The sequence below is a fragment of the Micromonospora luteifusca genome (assembly GCF_016907275.1).
Classification (GTDB): domain Bacteria; phylum Actinomycetota; class Actinomycetes; order Mycobacteriales; family Micromonosporaceae; genus Micromonospora; species Micromonospora luteifusca.
Window position 1 is genome coordinate 1,898,264 of the sequence record NZ_JAFBBP010000001.1, and the last position, 16,311, is coordinate 1,914,574.

The following is a 16,311-nucleotide window of genomic DNA, read 5'->3' on the forward strand; positions in this document are numbered from 1 at the left end:
GGGTCATGGACCCTGAGCTGCGTTCCGCCATCGGCCGGATCGCCCGGGTCCCCCAGCTCCTGATCGCCTGCGACTATGACGGCACCTTGGCGCCGATCGTGGAGGACCCGAGCACGGCCATCCCGCTGCCCGAGTCGGTGGCCGCGGTCCGCGCCCTCGCCGCGCTGCCGCAGACCACCGTGGCGGTCGTCTCCGGCCGGGCGCTGCGCGACCTGGCCGCACTCTCCCGGCTGCCCAGCGAGGTGCATCTCGTCGGCAGCCACGGCTCCGAGTTCGACATCGGCTTCGTCGAGCGGCTCTCCCCCGAGCTGGTCGCGGTCCGCACCCGGGTCCGGGACGCGCTGCGCGAGATCGCCGCCCAGCACCCGGGCATCCGGCTGGAGCGCAAGCCGGCCAGCGTCGCGATGCACACCCGCGGGGTCGACCCGCAGGTCGCCGCCTCAGCCATCGAAGCGGTCCGCAACGGCCCGGCCACCTTCGACGGCGTCACGGTGACCCAGGGTAAGGAGGTCATCGAGCTTTCCGTCGTGGCCACCCACAAGGGCACCGCGCTCGACCAACTGCGGACCCAGCTCGCCTCCAGCGCGGTGCTCTTCATCGGCGACGACATCACCGACGAGAACGCGTTCGGCCACCTGCACGGCCCCGACCTCGGCATCAAGATCGGCCCCGGGGACACCCAGGCCGGTTACCGGGTGGCCGACCCCCTGGAGGCGGCGCGCGCACTGGCGCTGCTGCTGGAGACCCGTCGGCACTGGCTGTTCGGCGAGCGGGCGGTGCCGATCGAGCGGCACTCCATGCTCGCCAACGGTCGTACGGTCGCTCTGCTCACCCCAGAGGCCAAGGTGAGCTGGCTCTGCCACCCCAAACCGGACTCGGCGGCGATCTTCGCCGACCTGGTCGGTGGCAGCCCGGCCGGTCACTTCAGTGTCGCCCCGGAACGCGGCGGCATCCCGCTGGGTCAGCGCTACCGCTCCGGCACGATGACCGTGGAGACCCGCTGGTCCGGGCTCACCGTCACCGACTGGTTGGACAAACCAGCCCGGGAGACAACCCCGGACGGCCCCGCGATCGTCACCGGCGACTCGACCCTCGTCCGGGTGCTCACCGGCAGTGGCAAGGCCCGGGTGGAGTTCGCGCCGAGGCCCGAGTTCGGTCAGGTCGCCGTGCAGTTGCAGCCGCTCGGCGACGGCCTGCTGGTGCTCGGCTCCAACGAGCCGGTCGCGCTCTACGCCCCCGGCGTGCAGTGGGAGGTCGTCAACGACGGCGGGTACGAAACCGCCAAGGCGGTCGTCGACCTCTCCGCCGCCGGCGGGCAGGTCGTGCTGGAGCTGCGCTTCGCCACCCACAGCCTGGAGCACCACCGGGTGCCGATCCACGAGCGGCAGGCCGCCGCCGAGCAGCCGTGGAAGGACTGGGTGGCCTCGCTGAAGCTGCCGTCCACCGCCCGGGACCTGGTGGCCCGCAGTGCACTCACCCTGCGCGGGCTCTGCCACGAGGCCACCGGCTCGATCCTGGCCGCGGCGACCACCTCACTCCCCGAGGAGTTGGGCGGCGTCCGCAACTGGGACTACCGCTACTGCTGGCTGCGCGACGCCGCGCTGACCGCGCGTGCGCTTGTCGACCTGGGCTCCGTCGAGGAAGCCGAGGCGCTGCTGCGCTGGGTGGATGGTTGCATCGAGCGCACCGGCGGCCACCCGGAGCGACTGCACCCGCTCTACACCATCGACGGCTACGAGCTGGGTGCCGAAGCGGTCATCGACACGCTGCCCGGGTACGCGGGCTCCCGACCCGTCCGGGTCGGCAACCTCGCCAACCACCAGCTGCAGCTGGACGTCTTCGGCCCCATCGCCGACCTGATCGCGGCCGTCGCCGACGCGCGCGGTTCGGTCCGCGACGACGAGTGGCGGGTCCTGGAGAACATGGTCGAGGCGGTCCGCCGGCGTTGGCACGAGCCGGACCACGGCATCTGGGAGGCCCGGCTGCCACCTCGGCACCACGTCTTCTCCAAGGTGATGTGCTGGATGACCGTCGACCGGGCGCTGCACGTGATGCGCGAGCACGGTGGCGAGGACCGGCCCGAGTGGAAGGACCTGCGCGACCGGATCGGCGCCAACGTGCTGGAGCACGGCTGGCACTCCGACGTCGAGGCGTACAGCGTCGCGTACGGGGACGAGGACATGGACGCCTCGTCGCTCTGGATCGGGCTCTCCGGCCTGCTCCCGGGTGACGACCCGCGCTTCCTGTCCACCGTCCTGCGGATCGAGGCGGACCTGCGCAGCGGCCCGGTCGTCTACCGCTACCACTGGGACGACGGCCTGCCCGGGCGCGAGGGCGGTTTCCACATCTGCACGGCGTGGCTGATCGAGGCGTACCTGCGCACCGGTCGCCGCACCGACGCCGAGGAGCTGTTCGCGCAGATGGTGCTCACCGCCGGCCCGACCGGGCTGCTCCCCGAGCAGTACGACCCGCTCGCCGAGCGCGGCCTGGGTAACCACCCGCAGGCGTACAGCCACCTCGGTCTGATCCGCTGCGCCCTGCTGCTGGACAACATGCTCAAGCAGTAGTCGACAGCTCGTACGACGATGGGGCCGGAGCGCTTGCGCTCCGGCCCCATCTTTGATCGACACCACCTCGGCGATGTTGGGGTATCACGTCGACGGGATGCCCCCAGGTCGGCGATCTGGAGTGGATCTCGCCTCCGGGGGCCCGCTCCCTCACCCGTCGAGCGCACCCACCACGTCGCCCACCACGACGACCGCGGGTGGGCGGATGTCCGCGGTGAGCGCGTCGGCGGCCACCGTGCCAAGGGTGGACCGCAGGGCCCGCTGGGTGCCGGTCGTGCCCTCCTGGACGACGGCGGCCAGCGTCTCCGGTGACCGACCGTGGGCGATCAGGGTGTCGGTGATGGCCGCGAGGTTCTTCAACCCCATCAGGATCACCAGGGTGCCGCGCAGACCGGCGAGGGCCTCCCAGCGCACCAGCGAGGCCGGCGAGTCGGGTGCCACGTGCCCGGAGACCACTGTGAACTCGTGCGCCACCCCCCGGTGGGTGACCGGAATCCCGGCAGCGGCCGGCGCGGCGATCGAGCTGGTCACCCCCGGCACGACGGTCACCGGCACGCCGGCCTTCGCGCACGCCAGCAACTCCTCGCCGCCCCGGCCGAAGACGTACGGGTCGCCGCCCTTGAGTCGCACCACGAAGGCACCGGACAGGGCCCGGTCGACCAGGATCTGGTTGATCTCCTCCTGCGCCCGGGACGGGCCGTAGGGGATCTTCGAGGCGTCCACCAGCTCGACGTCGGGGCGCAACTCGTCCAGGAGCAGCCCCGGCACCAGGCGGTCGGCGACCACCACGTCGGCCTCGGTGAGCAGCCGCCAACCCCGCACGGTGATCAGCTCCGGGTCACCCGGCCCCGCCCCGACCAACGCCACCCGCCCGATCTGCGGCCCACCGGTCGTCCCGGCCGCACCGGTCGCACTGGTCGCAGCGTCGGGCCGGCTCGGCGTCGGAGCGACCCCGTCCGACGCCAGGTGGACAGCGAGGAGGTTGCGGATCGCGTCACGGACGGTCATCGCACGGCGGGGATCGCCACCGCCGAACACCGCCACGGTGACCGGGCCGTGCCGGGTCACCGCCGGGGTCCAGGCGGTGGCGGCCGTCCGGTCGTCGGCCCGGACGCAGAAGATCCGCCGCTCGGCGGCGATGGCGCTCACCGAAGCCGCCGCTACCGGGTCGTCGATCGCCACCTGCACCAGCCACGCGCCGTCCAGGTCCTCGGGGGCGAACCGGCGCGGCACCCAGTGCAGCCGACCCGCGTCGACCCGGGCACGCAGCGCCGGGGTCAGCTCCGGTGCCACCAGCAGGACGTCCGCGCCCGCGTCCAGCAGCGCGGGCACGCGCCGGGTGGCGACGGCACCACCGCCCACCACGACCACCCGCCGCCCGTCGAGCCGCAGACCGAGGGGGTACGGACTGGTGGTCACGCCGTACCACCGAACCGGACGACTCGCTCACTGCCCGTGGTCACTTCTCGGCCACCCCGGCGGAGTCGAACGTGGCCACCTCGTGCAGCACCCGGACCGCGCCGGTGACGACGGGCAACGCCAGCAGCGCGCCGGTGCCCTCACCGAGGCGCAGCCCCAGGTCGATCAGCGGGTCGAGCCCGAGGTGGCGCAGTGCCAGCGTCGCGCCCGGCTCGGCCGAACGGTGTCCGGCGACCATGGCGCTCACCGCGTCCGGGGCGAACGCGGCGGCGGCGAGCGCGGCCGAAACCGCGATCACGCCGTCCAGCAGCACCGGGGTGCGACGGGCCGCGGCACCCAGGATCAGCCCGGCGAGCGCGGCGTGCTCCAGGCCACCGACGGCGGCCAGGACGCCGAGCGGGTCGGCCGGGTCGGGTGCGTGCCGGGCCAGCGCGGCCCGCACCACGCCGACCTTGTGCGCGTACGTCGGGTCGTCGACCCCGGTGCCCCGACCGGTGGTGTCGAGTGCGTCGGCACCGGTGAACGCGGCGATCAGCGCGGCTGCCGGGGTGGTGTTGCCGATGCCCATGTCCCCGGTGAGCAGGATGCCGGCTCCGGCGTCGATCAGCTCGTCGGCGATCTGGATGCCCGTCCGCACAGCCGCCAGCGCCTCGTCCCGGGTGAGTGCCTCGGTCACCGCCAGGTCGCGGGTGCCCCGGCGCACGCACGCGACGACCAGTCGGGGAACGGACGGGTCGAGGACGGCCGCCTCGGCGGCGGGCTGGACGGGCAGCGGGGTGGCCACCCCGACGTCGACCACGGTGACCGAGGCGCCGGCCTGCCGGGCGAACGCGTTGACCACCGCCCCGCCGGCCAGGAAGTTGCCGATCATCTGCCCGGTGACCTCCTGCGGCCACGGGCTGACCCCCTGGGCGTGCACCCCGTGGTCACCCGCGAAGATCGCCACTGCGGCCGGCTCGGGCAGCGGTGGCGGGCAGGCCCCGGCCAGACCGGCGAGGCGTACCGAAAGCTCCTCCAGCGCGCCCAACGAGCCCGCCGGCTTGGTCAGTCGGCCGTGCAGCTCACGGGCCGCCGCCATGGCCGTCTCGTCCGCCGGACGGATCGCCGCGATCGTGGTCTCCAGCATCATGCCTCCATGGTCTCGCGCAACACCTCAATGAAAGCGTCGGTGGTGTTTCGATCGCGCACCGCCACCCGCAGCCAGTCCGGGCCGAGGCCGGGGAACGTGTCGCCTCGGCGCACCGCCCAGCCCCGCTCGCGCAGGGCGGCCCGGATCAGGTTCGCGCCCGGCAGGTGCAGCAGGACGAACGCGCTGGCGGGACGGCCGACGACGCGTACACCGGGCAGGTCGGCGAGGCGGGCGACCAGGTGGTCGCGGTCGGCGGCGAGGTCGGCGGCGATCGCGCGTTCGGCCTGGACCGCGACGTCGGTGGCGCAGGCCGACGCGGCGGCGAGCGCGGGTGTGGAGACGGCCCAGAGCGGCTGGACGGCGGCCAGCCGGGTCAGCAGTTCCGCAGCGCCGAGCAGGTAGCCGATCCGCAGGCCGGCCAGGCCCCACGTCTTGGTGAGGCTGCGCAGCACGAGCAGACCGGGTAGGTCGCGCCGCTCGGCCAGCGACTCCGGTTCGCCGGAGTGCCCGGGGGCGAGGGTGGTGTCGGCGAACGCCTCGTCGACCACCAGCACCCGGCCGGGTCGGGCCAGCGCGGCCACCGTCTGCGCCGGGTGCAGCACCGAGGTCGGGTTGGTGGGGTTGCCGATCATCACCAGGTCGGCGTCGGCGGGCACCCGGGACGGGTCGAGCCGAAAGTCGTCGGCGGGGTCCAGCAGCACCCGTTCGACCGGGTGCCCGGCGGCCCGCAGCGCCGCCTCCGGTTCGGTGAACTGGGGGTGCACCACCACCGGCCGGCGCACGCCGCGAAGCGCCTGGGCGATCAGCACGAAACCCTCGGCGGCACCGGCGGTGAGCAGCACCTCGTTCGGGTGACGGCGGTGTCGGGCGGCGACCGCCGCCCGGGCCGACGTCGCATCCGGATAGCGGGCCAGGTCGGTCAGGGTCGCGGCGATCGGGCCGGTCAGCCAGTCGGGCGGTCGTGCCTGACGGACGTTGACGGCGAGGTCGATCAGCCCGTCGCCGACCTCCGCGTCACCGTGGTGCGCGAGGTCCGGCTCGGCCCCGGTGGGCGGGGCGATCGCGCTCGGCTGATCAGACATGTCCGCGATCCTGCCGGGAAGGCGGCCGGTGGGACAGCCGATCTCGGCGTAAGCCATGTCACCAACCGGCGGTTTAAGAGTTCTTCTCATGTACGAATCGGAAATGTCATAACTTTTAACCGTGAGCAACCGACCCCTTGCTGCCGCTGGTCGACTCGTCCCTCTTCTCCGCGCCGGGCTGATCGCCGGAATCGTGATCGCCGCCGCCGCGTACCCGCTGGTCGCCCTCACCGGGCTCGGCGCGAAGGCCACCGCGCACGCGGTGGAGCAGAAGACCAGACTGCTGACCACCGCCCTGCCCGCCGAGACCTCCTACGTCTACGCCCCGGACGGCAAGACCGTGCTGACCATGTTCTACGAGGAGTACCGGCAGTACACCAAGCTGTCGGACATGTCGCCGAACATCCAGCAGGCGATCGTCGCCGCCGAGGACTCCCGCTTCTACCAGCACCACGGCGTCGACCCGAAGGGCGTGGCCCGTGCCTTCGTGGCCAACGCCCGGTCCAGCGGCGTCTCCCAGGGTGCGTCGACCCTGACCATGCAGTACGTCCGGATGGCCCTGCGGGACAGCGCGAGCACCCCCAAGGAGATCCAGGAAGCCACCCAGCAGACCAGCCTGCGCAAGGTCAAGGAAATGCGGATGGCGCTGGACCTGGAGAAGGAGATGAGCAAGGAGCAGATCCTGGAGCGCTACCTCAACTCGGCGTACTTCGGGCACCGGGCGTACGGCATCTACGCGGCCAGCGAGATCTTCTTCTCCAAGACCCCGAAGGACCTCACCCCGGTCGAGGCCGCCACCCTCGCCGGGCTGGTCAAGTCCCCATCGGAGTACGACCCGGCCGACTCCGACCAGAAGGACGCCACCGCGCGGCGCAACTACGTGCTGGACCGGATGGGCCAGCTCGGCTACCTCTCCCCCGACTCGGCCGCCGCCGCCAAGGCCGAGCCGATCCGGCTGAAGCTGACGACCCCGCCGCACGACTGCGCCGCGGTGGCGGACAAGTACAACAGCTGGGGCTTCGCCTGCGACTACCTGAAGAACTGGTGGAGTGCGCAGCCCGCGTTCGGGGCGGACCGGCTGGAACGGATGGACAAGCTGCGCCGGGGCGGCTACCGGATCGTGCTCAGCCTCGACCCGAAGATCCAGGAGGCGGCGGAGAAGAACGTCGGCAGCAAGGAGTCCACCGGGAGCCCGTTCGCCAACGGGATCGTGGTCTCCGAGCCGGGTACCGGCCGGGTGAAGGCGATGGCGGTGAACCGGACGTACTCCCTGGACCTGGCCGAGAACCCGCAGAGCTCCAATCCCGAGGCCGGGCCGAAGGTGAAGGCCAACTACCCGAACACGGTGGCACCACTGCTCGGTGGCGGTGACCTGGCTGGCTACCAGGCCGGGTCGACGTTCAAGATGTTCCCGATGCTCGCCGCGCTGGACGCGGGGATGACGCTCTCCACCTCGTTCAACGCCCCGTACCGCTACAAGTCCTCCGTCTACGACGGTTGGGCGCCCTCCAACGCCAGCGGCGCGATGACCGGCCAACAGACCATGTGGTCCGGCTTCGGCAAATCGGTCAACACGTACTTCGTGTGGCTGGAGGAGAAGGTCGGCGCGGACCGGGCGGTCCGGCTGGCCGAGCAGCTCGGGCTGCGCTGGCGCACCGACGTCGACCGGGAACAGGCGTCCCCGGCCAAGGTGAAGAAGTGGGGAGCGTTCACGCTCGGCGTCTCCGACGCCACCCCGCTGGAGATGGCGAACGCCTACGCCGCCATCGCGGCCGACGGCCGCTACTGCGAGGCGATCCCGGTGCAGGCGATCATGAACCGGGACGGCACGCCGGCCACGTACACCACCCCCGGTGGCATCCAACGTGAGGTGGCCAAGCCGCGCTGCCGGCAGGTGGTCAGCGCGGACGCCGCCCGGGCAGCCACCGACGCCGCCCGCTGCCCGACCGGGGACACCCCGGCGCGCGGAAGCTGCGGCGGCTGGTCCACCGCCGACAGCGTGCGCGGCACGGTCGGACGCCCGGTGGCCGGCAAGACCGGTACCACCGACAGCACCCGGTCCGCCTGGTTCGTCGGCTACACCCCGGAGTTGGCCGCGGCGAGCTTCATCTCCGACCCGGACAACCCGTTCAACGCAGTCGGTGACGGACAGTCCCAGATCCCGATCCAAGCGGTCGCGGAGACCCTCCGCGACGGCCTGAAGGGCACACCGACCCGCCAGTTCACCCCGCCGTCGGACGCGATCGTCGGCTGACGCCTCGCCACCGGCCCGATCACACCGGCACCTCGCCGGACTCCGCCGGCACCACCTCGGCCGCCGGGTCGGCCGCCGCCGCGGCGACCAACCGGGCGGCCGTGGCCGGATGACCGGCCCAGTGCAGGGTGAGCTGCGAGGCGTGCACGTTGCGCCAGACGAAACCCTCCGGCGCGCCACCATCCCAGCTCCACGCCGGGCGCTGACCAGCGCGGGGGGTGAGCACCGCACGGTGCGCCTTGTGGCCGACCAGCACCGTGCCATGGGCGGCGACCACGCTGTCGGTCTGGGCGGTCGCCTCCCGGTAGCCGGCCACCAGGCCGTCCCGGCTGACACCTACCGCGTCGAGGACACCGCACATCGGCAGCCCGTCCAGCTCCCGGGCCAGCCAGAGCAGCCCGGCGCCCTCGGCGATCACCGGACGCCCGGTCCGCGCCAACTCGGCCACCGCGATGCACAGCCGCCGATTGGCCGACAACTGCTCGGCGTACGCCTCCGGCAGCGCGCCCCCGACGACCAGCGCGCGGGTGCCGACCGGCAGTGCCTCGTCACGCAGCGGATCGACGGTGACGACCTCGGCGCCGGCCGCCCGCAGCAGCTCCGCGGTCTCCGGGTGGCTGAAGCTGCCACCCGGCCCACCGGCCAGTGCCACCAGCGGGCGGTCCGCCGGGGCGGTGAACGCGCCAAGGGCCTCCTCGGGAGACCAGGCCGAGGCTGGCAGCGGTGGAGCCGAGCGGGCCAGCCCGAGCAGCCGTTCCAGGTCGACCGTGGCGGCGACGGCCTCACCCAACCGGCGGACCGCTCGGACGGCGTCGGCGGACCCGTCGACCACCGGCGCCACACCGTGCCGCCGCGACGGCAGCACCGCCGGCAGGTCGTGGCGACGCAGCGCACCGTAGACCGGCACACCCACGTCGTCCAACGCCTCGCGCAGCATGGCCTCGTGCCGAGACGACGCCACCCGGTTGAGGATCACCCCGCCGAGCCACAACTGCTCGTCGTACGAGCGGAACCCGTGCACCAGGGCCGCCACCGACTGACCCATCGCGGCCACGTCGACAACGAGCACCACCGGGCTGCGCAGCGCGGCCGCGGCAGCCGCCGTGGACTCCTGCTCGGGGCGGCCGCCGACCGAGTCGTACAGGCCCATGCTGCCCTGCACCACGGCGAGCCCGGCACCGGCAGCGCCGTGCGCCACCAGCGGGGCGAGCCGGTCGACGCCGACCAGCCGGGGATCGATCACCCGGCCCGGTCGACCGGAGGCGAGGCCGAGGTAGGCGGCGTCGACGTGATCCGGCCCCAGCTTGAACCCGGCGACGTCGACCCCTCGCTCGGCCAGGGCGGCGAGCAGCCCGATCGCCAGCGCGTTCTTACCGTGCCCGGAGGACGGCGCGCTGAGCACCAGGCGCGGCACGACGGTCATCATCGACTCCTCGCGAGCGGCGGCGGGTACGCGACGGGGACGACCGGGGCCGATCCGTCGGCGTGACGATACCTGTCCGCCTGGAGACGCGAGCACCGCCAACCGGGGCCGACAGCGGGGCCGACAGCACGGTGCCGACCCGGTCCAGCTCAGTGGCGCCGGTCATACGGGTAGCCTCGGTGCCGTGTACCGGTTCCTGCTGAGCCCACGATGGCTGGGCGCCCTCGCGCTGACCCTGGTCGCCGCCGCCGTCATGGTGTTCCTCGGCAACTGGCAGCTGGACCGCTACCGGGGGCGTACCGAGGTCAACGAACGAATCGACGCGGGCCTGCGGATGGCCCCGGCGCCGCTGGCCGATGCGCTGCGCGCTCCCACCGGTGGCACGGGGACGACGGGCCCGGCCCCCGCCGAGGACAAGGTCTGGACCCGGATCACCGTCACCGGCCGGTACGACCCGACGAACACCGTGCTGGTCCGTGGCCGGACGGTGGACAGCCGGGTCGGCTTCGAGGTGCTCACCCCGCTGGTGCTCGCCGACGGCACGGCCCTGCTGGTGGACCGCGGCTGGATCCCACCGGCGCCGGGTGGGGCGACCGCCCAGCCGGCGGTGCCGGCCGCGCCGACCGGCGACGTGACGGTGGTCGGACGGGTGCACGAGACCGAGAGCGGCGCCGGCGCGGTGGCACGGCGCGACGGTCGGCTGGAGATCCGGCGGATCGGGGTGTCGCGGCTGGCCAGCGAACTGCCCTACCCGGTCTACGGCGCCTACCTGCTGTTGGACGAGCAGACCCCGTCGGCCGACCCGGTGTTCAAGGCGGTGCCGGTCGGGCACACCAACAACTGGCAGAACTTCGGCTACGTCGTGCAGTGGTGGCTCTTCGCGGTGATGTCCCTGTTCGGCTACGGGTGGGTGGCCCGCCGAGAGGCCCGCCGCGCCGCCGGCATCGGCGTCGACCCCGGTCCGATGGACCGGGCGGCCGAGCCGACGCCGAGCCCGTCCGCCTGACCGAAGCGCGGCCCCGGTCTCAGACGGACAGTCGGGGGCACGCGGGACGACAGGGCAGCCGGTAGTCTCCGCCGCGTGACGATCTCGCGTTGGAGGTCTCGGTGAGCCCGGATCCAACCGCCCCGCTGCCCGAATCGGAGCCGGTGACCCAGCCGCAACCGCCGATCGATCCGTGGACCGCCCAGTCGTCCACCGCGCCGCTGCCGCCGACGACGCCGTTCCCGACCGTGCCGCCGCAGGCCACACCGCCGCAGCCCGCACCGCCACCGGCATCGTTCTCGGCACCGCCGGCACCGCCCGGTTTCGCCGGGCCGGACGTGGTCGCGGTGCAGATCGCCGAGATCGCGGTAAGTCCGCCGGTCATCCGCACGCCCGCGGGATCGCTGCCGTTGGCCGGTGCCACCTGGCACGTGGCCGACTACTGGCAACGCGAGGAGAAGGTGGCGACCTGGGCGCTGGTCTGCGCGATCGTCGGCTTCTTCTGCCTGGCCTTCTTCAGCCTGCTCTTCCTGCTGGTCAAGGAGACCCGGCACCACGGCACCGTGCAGGTGACGGTCACCAACGGCAATCAGCAGTACGTGGCCCGGATCCCGGTCAGCGACCAGGGCCAGGTGCAGTACATCAACAACCAGGTCAACTACGCCCGGTCGCTGTCCAGCAGGTGACCGGGGCTGGCGCGGGCCGGTCAGCCGGTGACGCGGCCGGCGTGGATGGCACGGACGGCGTCGATCGTGTCCGCCTCGGCGGCGGACTTGTCGTCGCGATACCGCACCACCCGGGCGAAGCGCAGCGCCATCCCGCCGGGATAGCGCGAGCTCGTCTGCACGCCGTCGAAGGCGATCTCCACCACCTGTTCGGGGCGGACCCGGACCACCCAGTCGCCGCGCTCCACGGCGAGGTCGAGGAATCGCTCGGTCTGCCAGCGCAGCAACTCGTCGGTGAGGCCCTTGAACGTCTTGCCGAGCATGACGAAGTCACCGCTGTGCGGGTCGCGCGCACCCAGGTGCAGGTTGGACAGCCAGCCCTGCCGTCGGCCACTGCCCCACTCGACGGCGAGCACGACCAGGTCGAGGGTGTGCCGGGGTTTGACCTTGACCCAGGCGGCACCGCGCCGGCCGGCGTCGTAGGGCGCGTCCGGTGCCTTGACCACCACGCCCTCCTGCCCCGCGTCGAGCGCGGCGGCAAACGCCGCAGCGGCCTGTTCCGGGCCGTCGACCTCCATGCGCCCGACCAGCAGCGACGAGTCGACCGCACCGCTCAGGGCCGCCCACCGCTCCCGGCCGGGCAGGTCGATCAGGTCTTCACCGTCGAGGTGCAGCAGGTCGAAGAAGTACGGGGTGAGCACGGTCGCGCCGGTGCTGGCCGCCGCGGCGAGCACCGCCGGGGCGACGGGTGTGCGCCCGGTGGTGCTGGGGGTGGTGCGTCGGGCGGCCCGGCTCGAGGTCTGCTGGAACGGCAGCGGGCGACCCGTCGCGTCGAGGCCGATGGCCTCGCCGTCGAGCACCAACTCCCGGCCTGGCAGGGCACGGACCGCGGCGACCACCTCGGGCACCCGGGCGGTGATCTCGTCGAGGCTGCGGGTGAAGACGGCGATGTCGGCGCCAGAGCGGTGCACCTGGATGCGGATGCCATCGAGCTTCACGTCGACCACCGCCGGTGTGCCGGTCGCGGCGAGGGCCTCGTCGACTGAGGGGGCGCTCTGCGCGAGCATCGGCGCCAGCGGCCGGCCGACCTGCAGGCCGAACCCGGCCAACTCGGCGGCCCCACCGGCCAGCGCGGCCACCGCCACGGCCCGCAGGTCACCGGCGAGCAGCAGGGCCCGTCGGACCGCCGCCACCGGCACCTCGGCCGCCCGGGCCACCGCGTCGGCGAGCAGCCCGGCCTGGGCACCCTGGCGCAGCTCGCCACTGAACAGGCCGGTGAGCAGGCGCTGCTCATCGGCCGTCGCCGCCGCGTAGAGAGCGCCGAGCAACGCCCGACGCCGACCCTGCGAGCCCGTGCCACGCACGGCGGCGATCTGCTCGATGGCGGCGTCGACGGCGGCCACGGTCAACGTCGGCTCGGCGGCCGGTGGCGGCAGGTCACGAAGGCTGGCGTAGCCGACCCCGGTCTGCCGTTGGCGCAGCTCACCGGCGAGATAGCCGGCGCCGGGCTCGACCTCGCCCGGGTCGAGTCGGCGCAGCGCATCAGCGAGCAACTCCACCTTGGCCCGCCGGCCGCTGGTGGCGCCGACGGCGGCGGAGGTGGCGGCCAGGTCGAGGAAACGCACGTCGTTCATCCTGCCAGTCACCTCCGACACCGCCCGGGCATTGCCGTGCCCGGGCGGTGTCGGCAGGGTGCCGCCCGCTCACGCGGACGACGGGTCAGGGCCTGTTTCATGAGGGCGGTCGAGCCGAGGCGGAGTCCGGGCGGCGATCCGGCAAGGCGCGGTTTCGTCTGGATACCGGTGTCGTATCCGGACGAAACCGCAACGCCGCCGGTCGTCGCCCGGGCCCGCCGCAGGCCGGCCAGTCCTCATGAAACAGGCCCTAAGCGGAGACGGGCTCCTCGATGCGCAGCCCCCGGGCACGGACCTCGCCGGCCACCCGGGAGAGCACCGAGTCGAGGGCGACCAGGGCTGCGGAGAGCTCAGCAAGCTGTTCGTTGAGCGTGTCCTCGGACCACGCGGAGACATCGACATCTCCCAGTGCGCTGACAGCGGCCCCCAACCGGGCCATCACCTCGTTCGTACTCATGTTCGAAAGGCTATAACAGCCAGCCGCCCGACACGCCGTAAACTGCCAGGATCAGGCCCGAAATCGCCGTTCCGACAGCTAACTGCCTGCTGCCGCCACATTACGCAGCAGCAACGCCTCGGCGAGGCAGACGCGGGCGAACTCTCCCAGGTGCAGACTCTCGTTCGGGCCGTGCGCCCGGGCGTGCGGGTCCTCCACGCCGGTCACCAGGATCGCCGCCTTCGGGAACATCTCCTGGAAGGTGGCGATGAACGGGATCGAGCCGCCGACACCGATGTCGACCGGGGCGGTGCCGTCCCAGGCAGTCCGGAAGGCCGAACGGGCCGCGTCGAACATCGGCCCGGACGCGTCGATCACGCACGGGTTGCCGTCGTGCTCGAAACTGACAGTCACCTGGGCGCCCCACGGCGCGTGCTCCTCCAGGTGCGCGCGCACGGCCGCGTACGCCCGCTTGGGGTCGTCGCCGGGGGCGAGACGGATGCTGAGCTTTGCCTTCGCGGCCGGGACCAGGGCGTTCGGCGCCTCACCGGTGGCCGGCGCGTCGATGCCGAGAACCGCCAGCGCGGGCTTGGTCCAGAGCCGATCGGTGATCCGGCCGGTGCCGATGAACTGCACGCCCTCGGCCAGCCCGGCCTCGGCCCGGATCCGGTCCTCCGGGTAGTCGACGGTGGCGCCCTCCCGGCCGACCAGCCCGTCCACGGCCACGTCACCGGCATCGTCGTGCAGCGTCGCCAGCAGCCGGACCAGTGCGGTGAGCGCATCCGGCACGGCACCGCCGAACATGCCGCTGTGCACGGCGTGGTCCAGGGTGCGGACCTCGACGAAGCAGTTGACGATGCCCCGCAGCGAGGTGGTCAGCGCCGGTACGCCGATGTCCCAGTTGCCGGAGTCGGCGATCACGATGACGTCGGAGGTGATCTTGTCGCGGTGGTCGACCAGCAGTTGCTCCAGCGAATCGGAGCCGTACTCCTCCTCGCCCTCGATGAAGAGGACCACGCCGACCGGCAGCGCGTCACCGTACGCGCGCAGCGCCGCGACGTGCGCCATGATGCCGGCCTTGTCGTCGGCCGCACCCCGGGCGTAGAGCCGGCCGTCGCGCTCCACCGGCTCGAACGGGTCGGACTCCCAGAGCGACCGGTCGCCGACCGGCTGGACGTCGTGGTGGGCGTAGAGCAGCACGGTGGGCGCGCCGGGCGGGGCGGCCCGACGGCCGATCACCGCCGGCTGGCCGCCGGAACGCACGATCTCGACGTCCAGGCCACAGCCGCGCAGCAATTCGGCGACCGCCTCGGCGGAGCGTTCCACGTGCGAGTGGTCGAAGCCCTCGAAGGCGATGCCGGGGATGCGGACGAGGCGCTCCAGGTCGGCGCGTACGCCGGGCATCTCCCGCTCGACGGCGGCCCGCACCTCGGACTCGGACATGATCGGTGAGGTCATGACCGGCATCGTATGCCGGCCTTACCGAGGCGTGTTGGCGGAGCCCGTACCGTCACCGCCTCCCGCGGGGCCGGCACCCGCGGTCGCGCCGGGTGCAGCCCGGCCGGCGCGGTGTGCGCGACCGGCGGCCTCGGTGGCGGCATCCATCCAGGAGCGGGCGCGACCGGCGGTGCCGCCCACCCACTCGCCGACGTCGCTCGCGCCGTCGCCGAGCCGGCGTAGCAACCCGACCAGCGGGTCGGTGGACCGGCTGAACTCCTCCCGGTACGACTCGGCAGCCGCCCTGATCTCCTCCGAGACACTGGTCGAGCTGTCCTCGTCGCGGCGCGGATAGTCCCCGGCCAGCACCCGCCCGTACGCCCCGGAGTCGATCCACTGGCGCAGCTGGGCCGCCCGCGCCACCGGCGTCGGGTGGGTGCTCCACGCGGTCATCCGAATCTTGTGCAGGCTGTCGCGCAGGTCCCCGCCGCCGGCGTACTCGGCGGCCTGCTCCAGGAAGGCGGTGGTGTCGATCTGGGACAGGTCACCGCCGCCGGCGAGCTTCATCAACAGCCGCAGCGCGGCGGCCGGGTCCTGCCCGGCGAGCAGACCGGCCCGGTCGGCGGAGAGCTCCGCCTTGCGCCACCACTCCAGCATCGCCGCGATGATGGCCCGTAGGGCGATCGCGCCGACCGGCAACCAGCTCAGATTGGCCGCCCACCGGGTGAGGATCATGAGCATGGTCTTGTAGACCGCGTGCCCACTGCCCACGTGCCCCAGCTCGTGACCGAGCAGGCAGCGCAGCTCGTCCTCGTCGAGCTGCTGCACACAGGCCGAGTTGAGCACGATGAACGGCCGGTCCAGACCGACCGCCTCGGCACTCAACCAGGGCGACTGGGTCACATACAGCTCCGGCAGCTCGGCCACGTCCAGCACCGCCGCCGCCTCGGTGTAGCGCTGCCACACCGCCGGATACTGCCGGTGATCGACCCGGATGCCGGAAGCCAGCACGGACAGTCGGAAACCACGCTCGTTCCACATGCCGAAGAACGCCCGCACCACGTCGTCGAACCCGCGCAACTCCCGCAGCGCGACCAGGGCACCCCGGTCGGCCGGATGCTCCCAGGCCCGCGAACTGATGCCGGTGAGGGTGATCCGGCGCCGCGCGGGCGTGTCTGTTGCCGACATGATGAGTCCCCTGTTCGCCGCGGCCCTGAGCCGTCTCGCTTCGGCCTTCTCGCTTCGTGGCCGATGGCGGCCTTCTCGCACGTGCTTCTTCT

The 16,311-nt window shown here is 72.9% G+C and carries 12 protein-coding genes; 4 read left to right on the forward strand and 8 right to left on the reverse strand.

Annotated elements, in window-relative coordinates:
• Window positions 1–5: 5 nt before the first annotated feature.
• Window positions 6–2,567: a trehalose-phosphatase gene (otsB, locus tag JOD64_RS08185; RefSeq protein ID WP_204945964.1), complete on the forward strand. Its 2,562-nt coding sequence runs from the start codon at window positions 6–8 to the stop codon at window positions 2,565–2,567.
• A gap of 150 nt (window positions 2,568–2,717) precedes the next feature.
• Here the strand turns inward: otsB and cobA are convergent, their stop codons facing one another.
• Genes cobA through cobC form a run of 3 tightly spaced genes read right to left on the reverse strand, consistent with a single transcriptional unit; the run spans window position 2,718 to window position 6,197 of the window.
• Window positions 2,718–3,986, reverse strand: coding sequence for a uroporphyrinogen-III C-methyltransferase (cobA, locus tag JOD64_RS08190; protein WP_204941682.1), 1,269 nt, complete (start codon window positions 3,984–3,986; stop codon window positions 2,718–2,720).
• Between the two features lie 40 nt (window positions 3,987–4,026).
• Window positions 4,027–5,112, reverse strand: coding sequence for a nicotinate-nucleotide--dimethylbenzimidazole phosphoribosyltransferase (cobT, locus tag JOD64_RS08195; protein WP_204945965.1), 1,086 nt, complete (start codon window positions 5,110–5,112; stop codon window positions 4,027–4,029).
• Window positions 5,112–6,197, reverse strand: coding sequence for an Rv2231c family histidinol phosphate aminotransferase CobC (gene cobC / locus JOD64_RS08200; protein WP_204941683.1), 1,086 nt, complete (start codon window positions 6,195–6,197; stop codon window positions 5,112–5,114). Before cobC ends, cobT begins: the two co-directional genes overlap by 1 nt.
• A gap of 121 nt (window positions 6,198–6,318) precedes the next feature.
• Here cobC and JOD64_RS08205 point away from each other — a divergent pair, with 121 nt between their 5' ends.
• Window positions 6,319–8,451, forward strand: coding sequence for a transglycosylase domain-containing protein (locus JOD64_RS08205; RefSeq protein WP_204941684.1), 2,133 nt, complete (start codon window positions 6,319–6,321; stop codon window positions 8,449–8,451).
• 19 nt (window positions 8,452–8,470) lie between these two features.
• On the opposite strand, the gene JOD64_RS08210 is transcribed toward JOD64_RS08205, so the two are convergent.
• A complete protein-coding gene (locus tag JOD64_RS08210) occupies window positions 8,471–9,874 on the reverse strand; it encodes a cobyrinic acid a,c-diamide synthase CobB (RefSeq protein ID WP_204941685.1) in 1,404 nt (467 codons plus the stop codon).
• A 184-nt stretch (window positions 9,875–10,058) separates the two neighbouring features.
• Between JOD64_RS08210 and JOD64_RS08215 the strand changes: the two genes are divergently transcribed.
• Together JOD64_RS08215 and JOD64_RS33455 are read left to right on the forward strand one after the other, a co-directional pair.
• Window positions 10,059–10,880, forward strand: coding sequence for an SURF1 family cytochrome oxidase biogenesis protein (locus JOD64_RS08215; protein WP_204941686.1), 822 nt, complete (start codon window positions 10,059–10,061; stop codon window positions 10,878–10,880).
• A 101-nt stretch (window positions 10,881–10,981) separates the two neighbouring features.
• Window positions 10,982–11,545 carry a hypothetical protein gene (locus JOD64_RS33455; RefSeq protein ID WP_307813295.1) on the forward strand — a complete coding sequence of 188 codons (564 nt, stop codon included), beginning with the start codon at window positions 10,982–10,984 and terminating at the stop codon, window positions 11,543–11,545.
• Between the two features lie 20 nt (window positions 11,546–11,565).
• Here JOD64_RS33455 and JOD64_RS08225 read toward each other — a convergent pair whose 3' ends face one another.
• From JOD64_RS08225 to JOD64_RS08240, 4 genes are all read right to left on the reverse strand, one after another.
• Window positions 11,566–13,158, reverse strand: a complete 1,593-nt coding sequence (locus JOD64_RS08225) for an ATP-dependent DNA ligase (protein ID WP_239559453.1) — start codon at window positions 13,156–13,158, stop codon at window positions 11,566–11,568.
• A 250-nt stretch (window positions 13,159–13,408) separates the two neighbouring features.
• Entirely contained in the window at window positions 13,409–13,615 is a 207-nt protein-coding gene (locus JOD64_RS08230) for a hypothetical protein (RefSeq protein WP_204941687.1), read from the reverse strand.
• 78 nt (window positions 13,616–13,693) lie between these two features.
• A complete protein-coding gene (locus JOD64_RS08235; RefSeq protein WP_204945968.1) occupies window positions 13,694–15,037 on the reverse strand; it encodes a dipeptidase in 1,344 nt (447 codons plus the stop codon).
• Window positions 15,038–15,073: 36 nt separating this feature from the next.
• A complete protein-coding gene (locus tag JOD64_RS08240) occupies window positions 15,074–16,219 on the reverse strand; it encodes a M48 family metallopeptidase (RefSeq protein WP_204941688.1) in 1,146 nt (381 codons plus the stop codon).
• Between the last annotated feature and the right edge of the window lie 92 nt (window positions 16,220–16,311).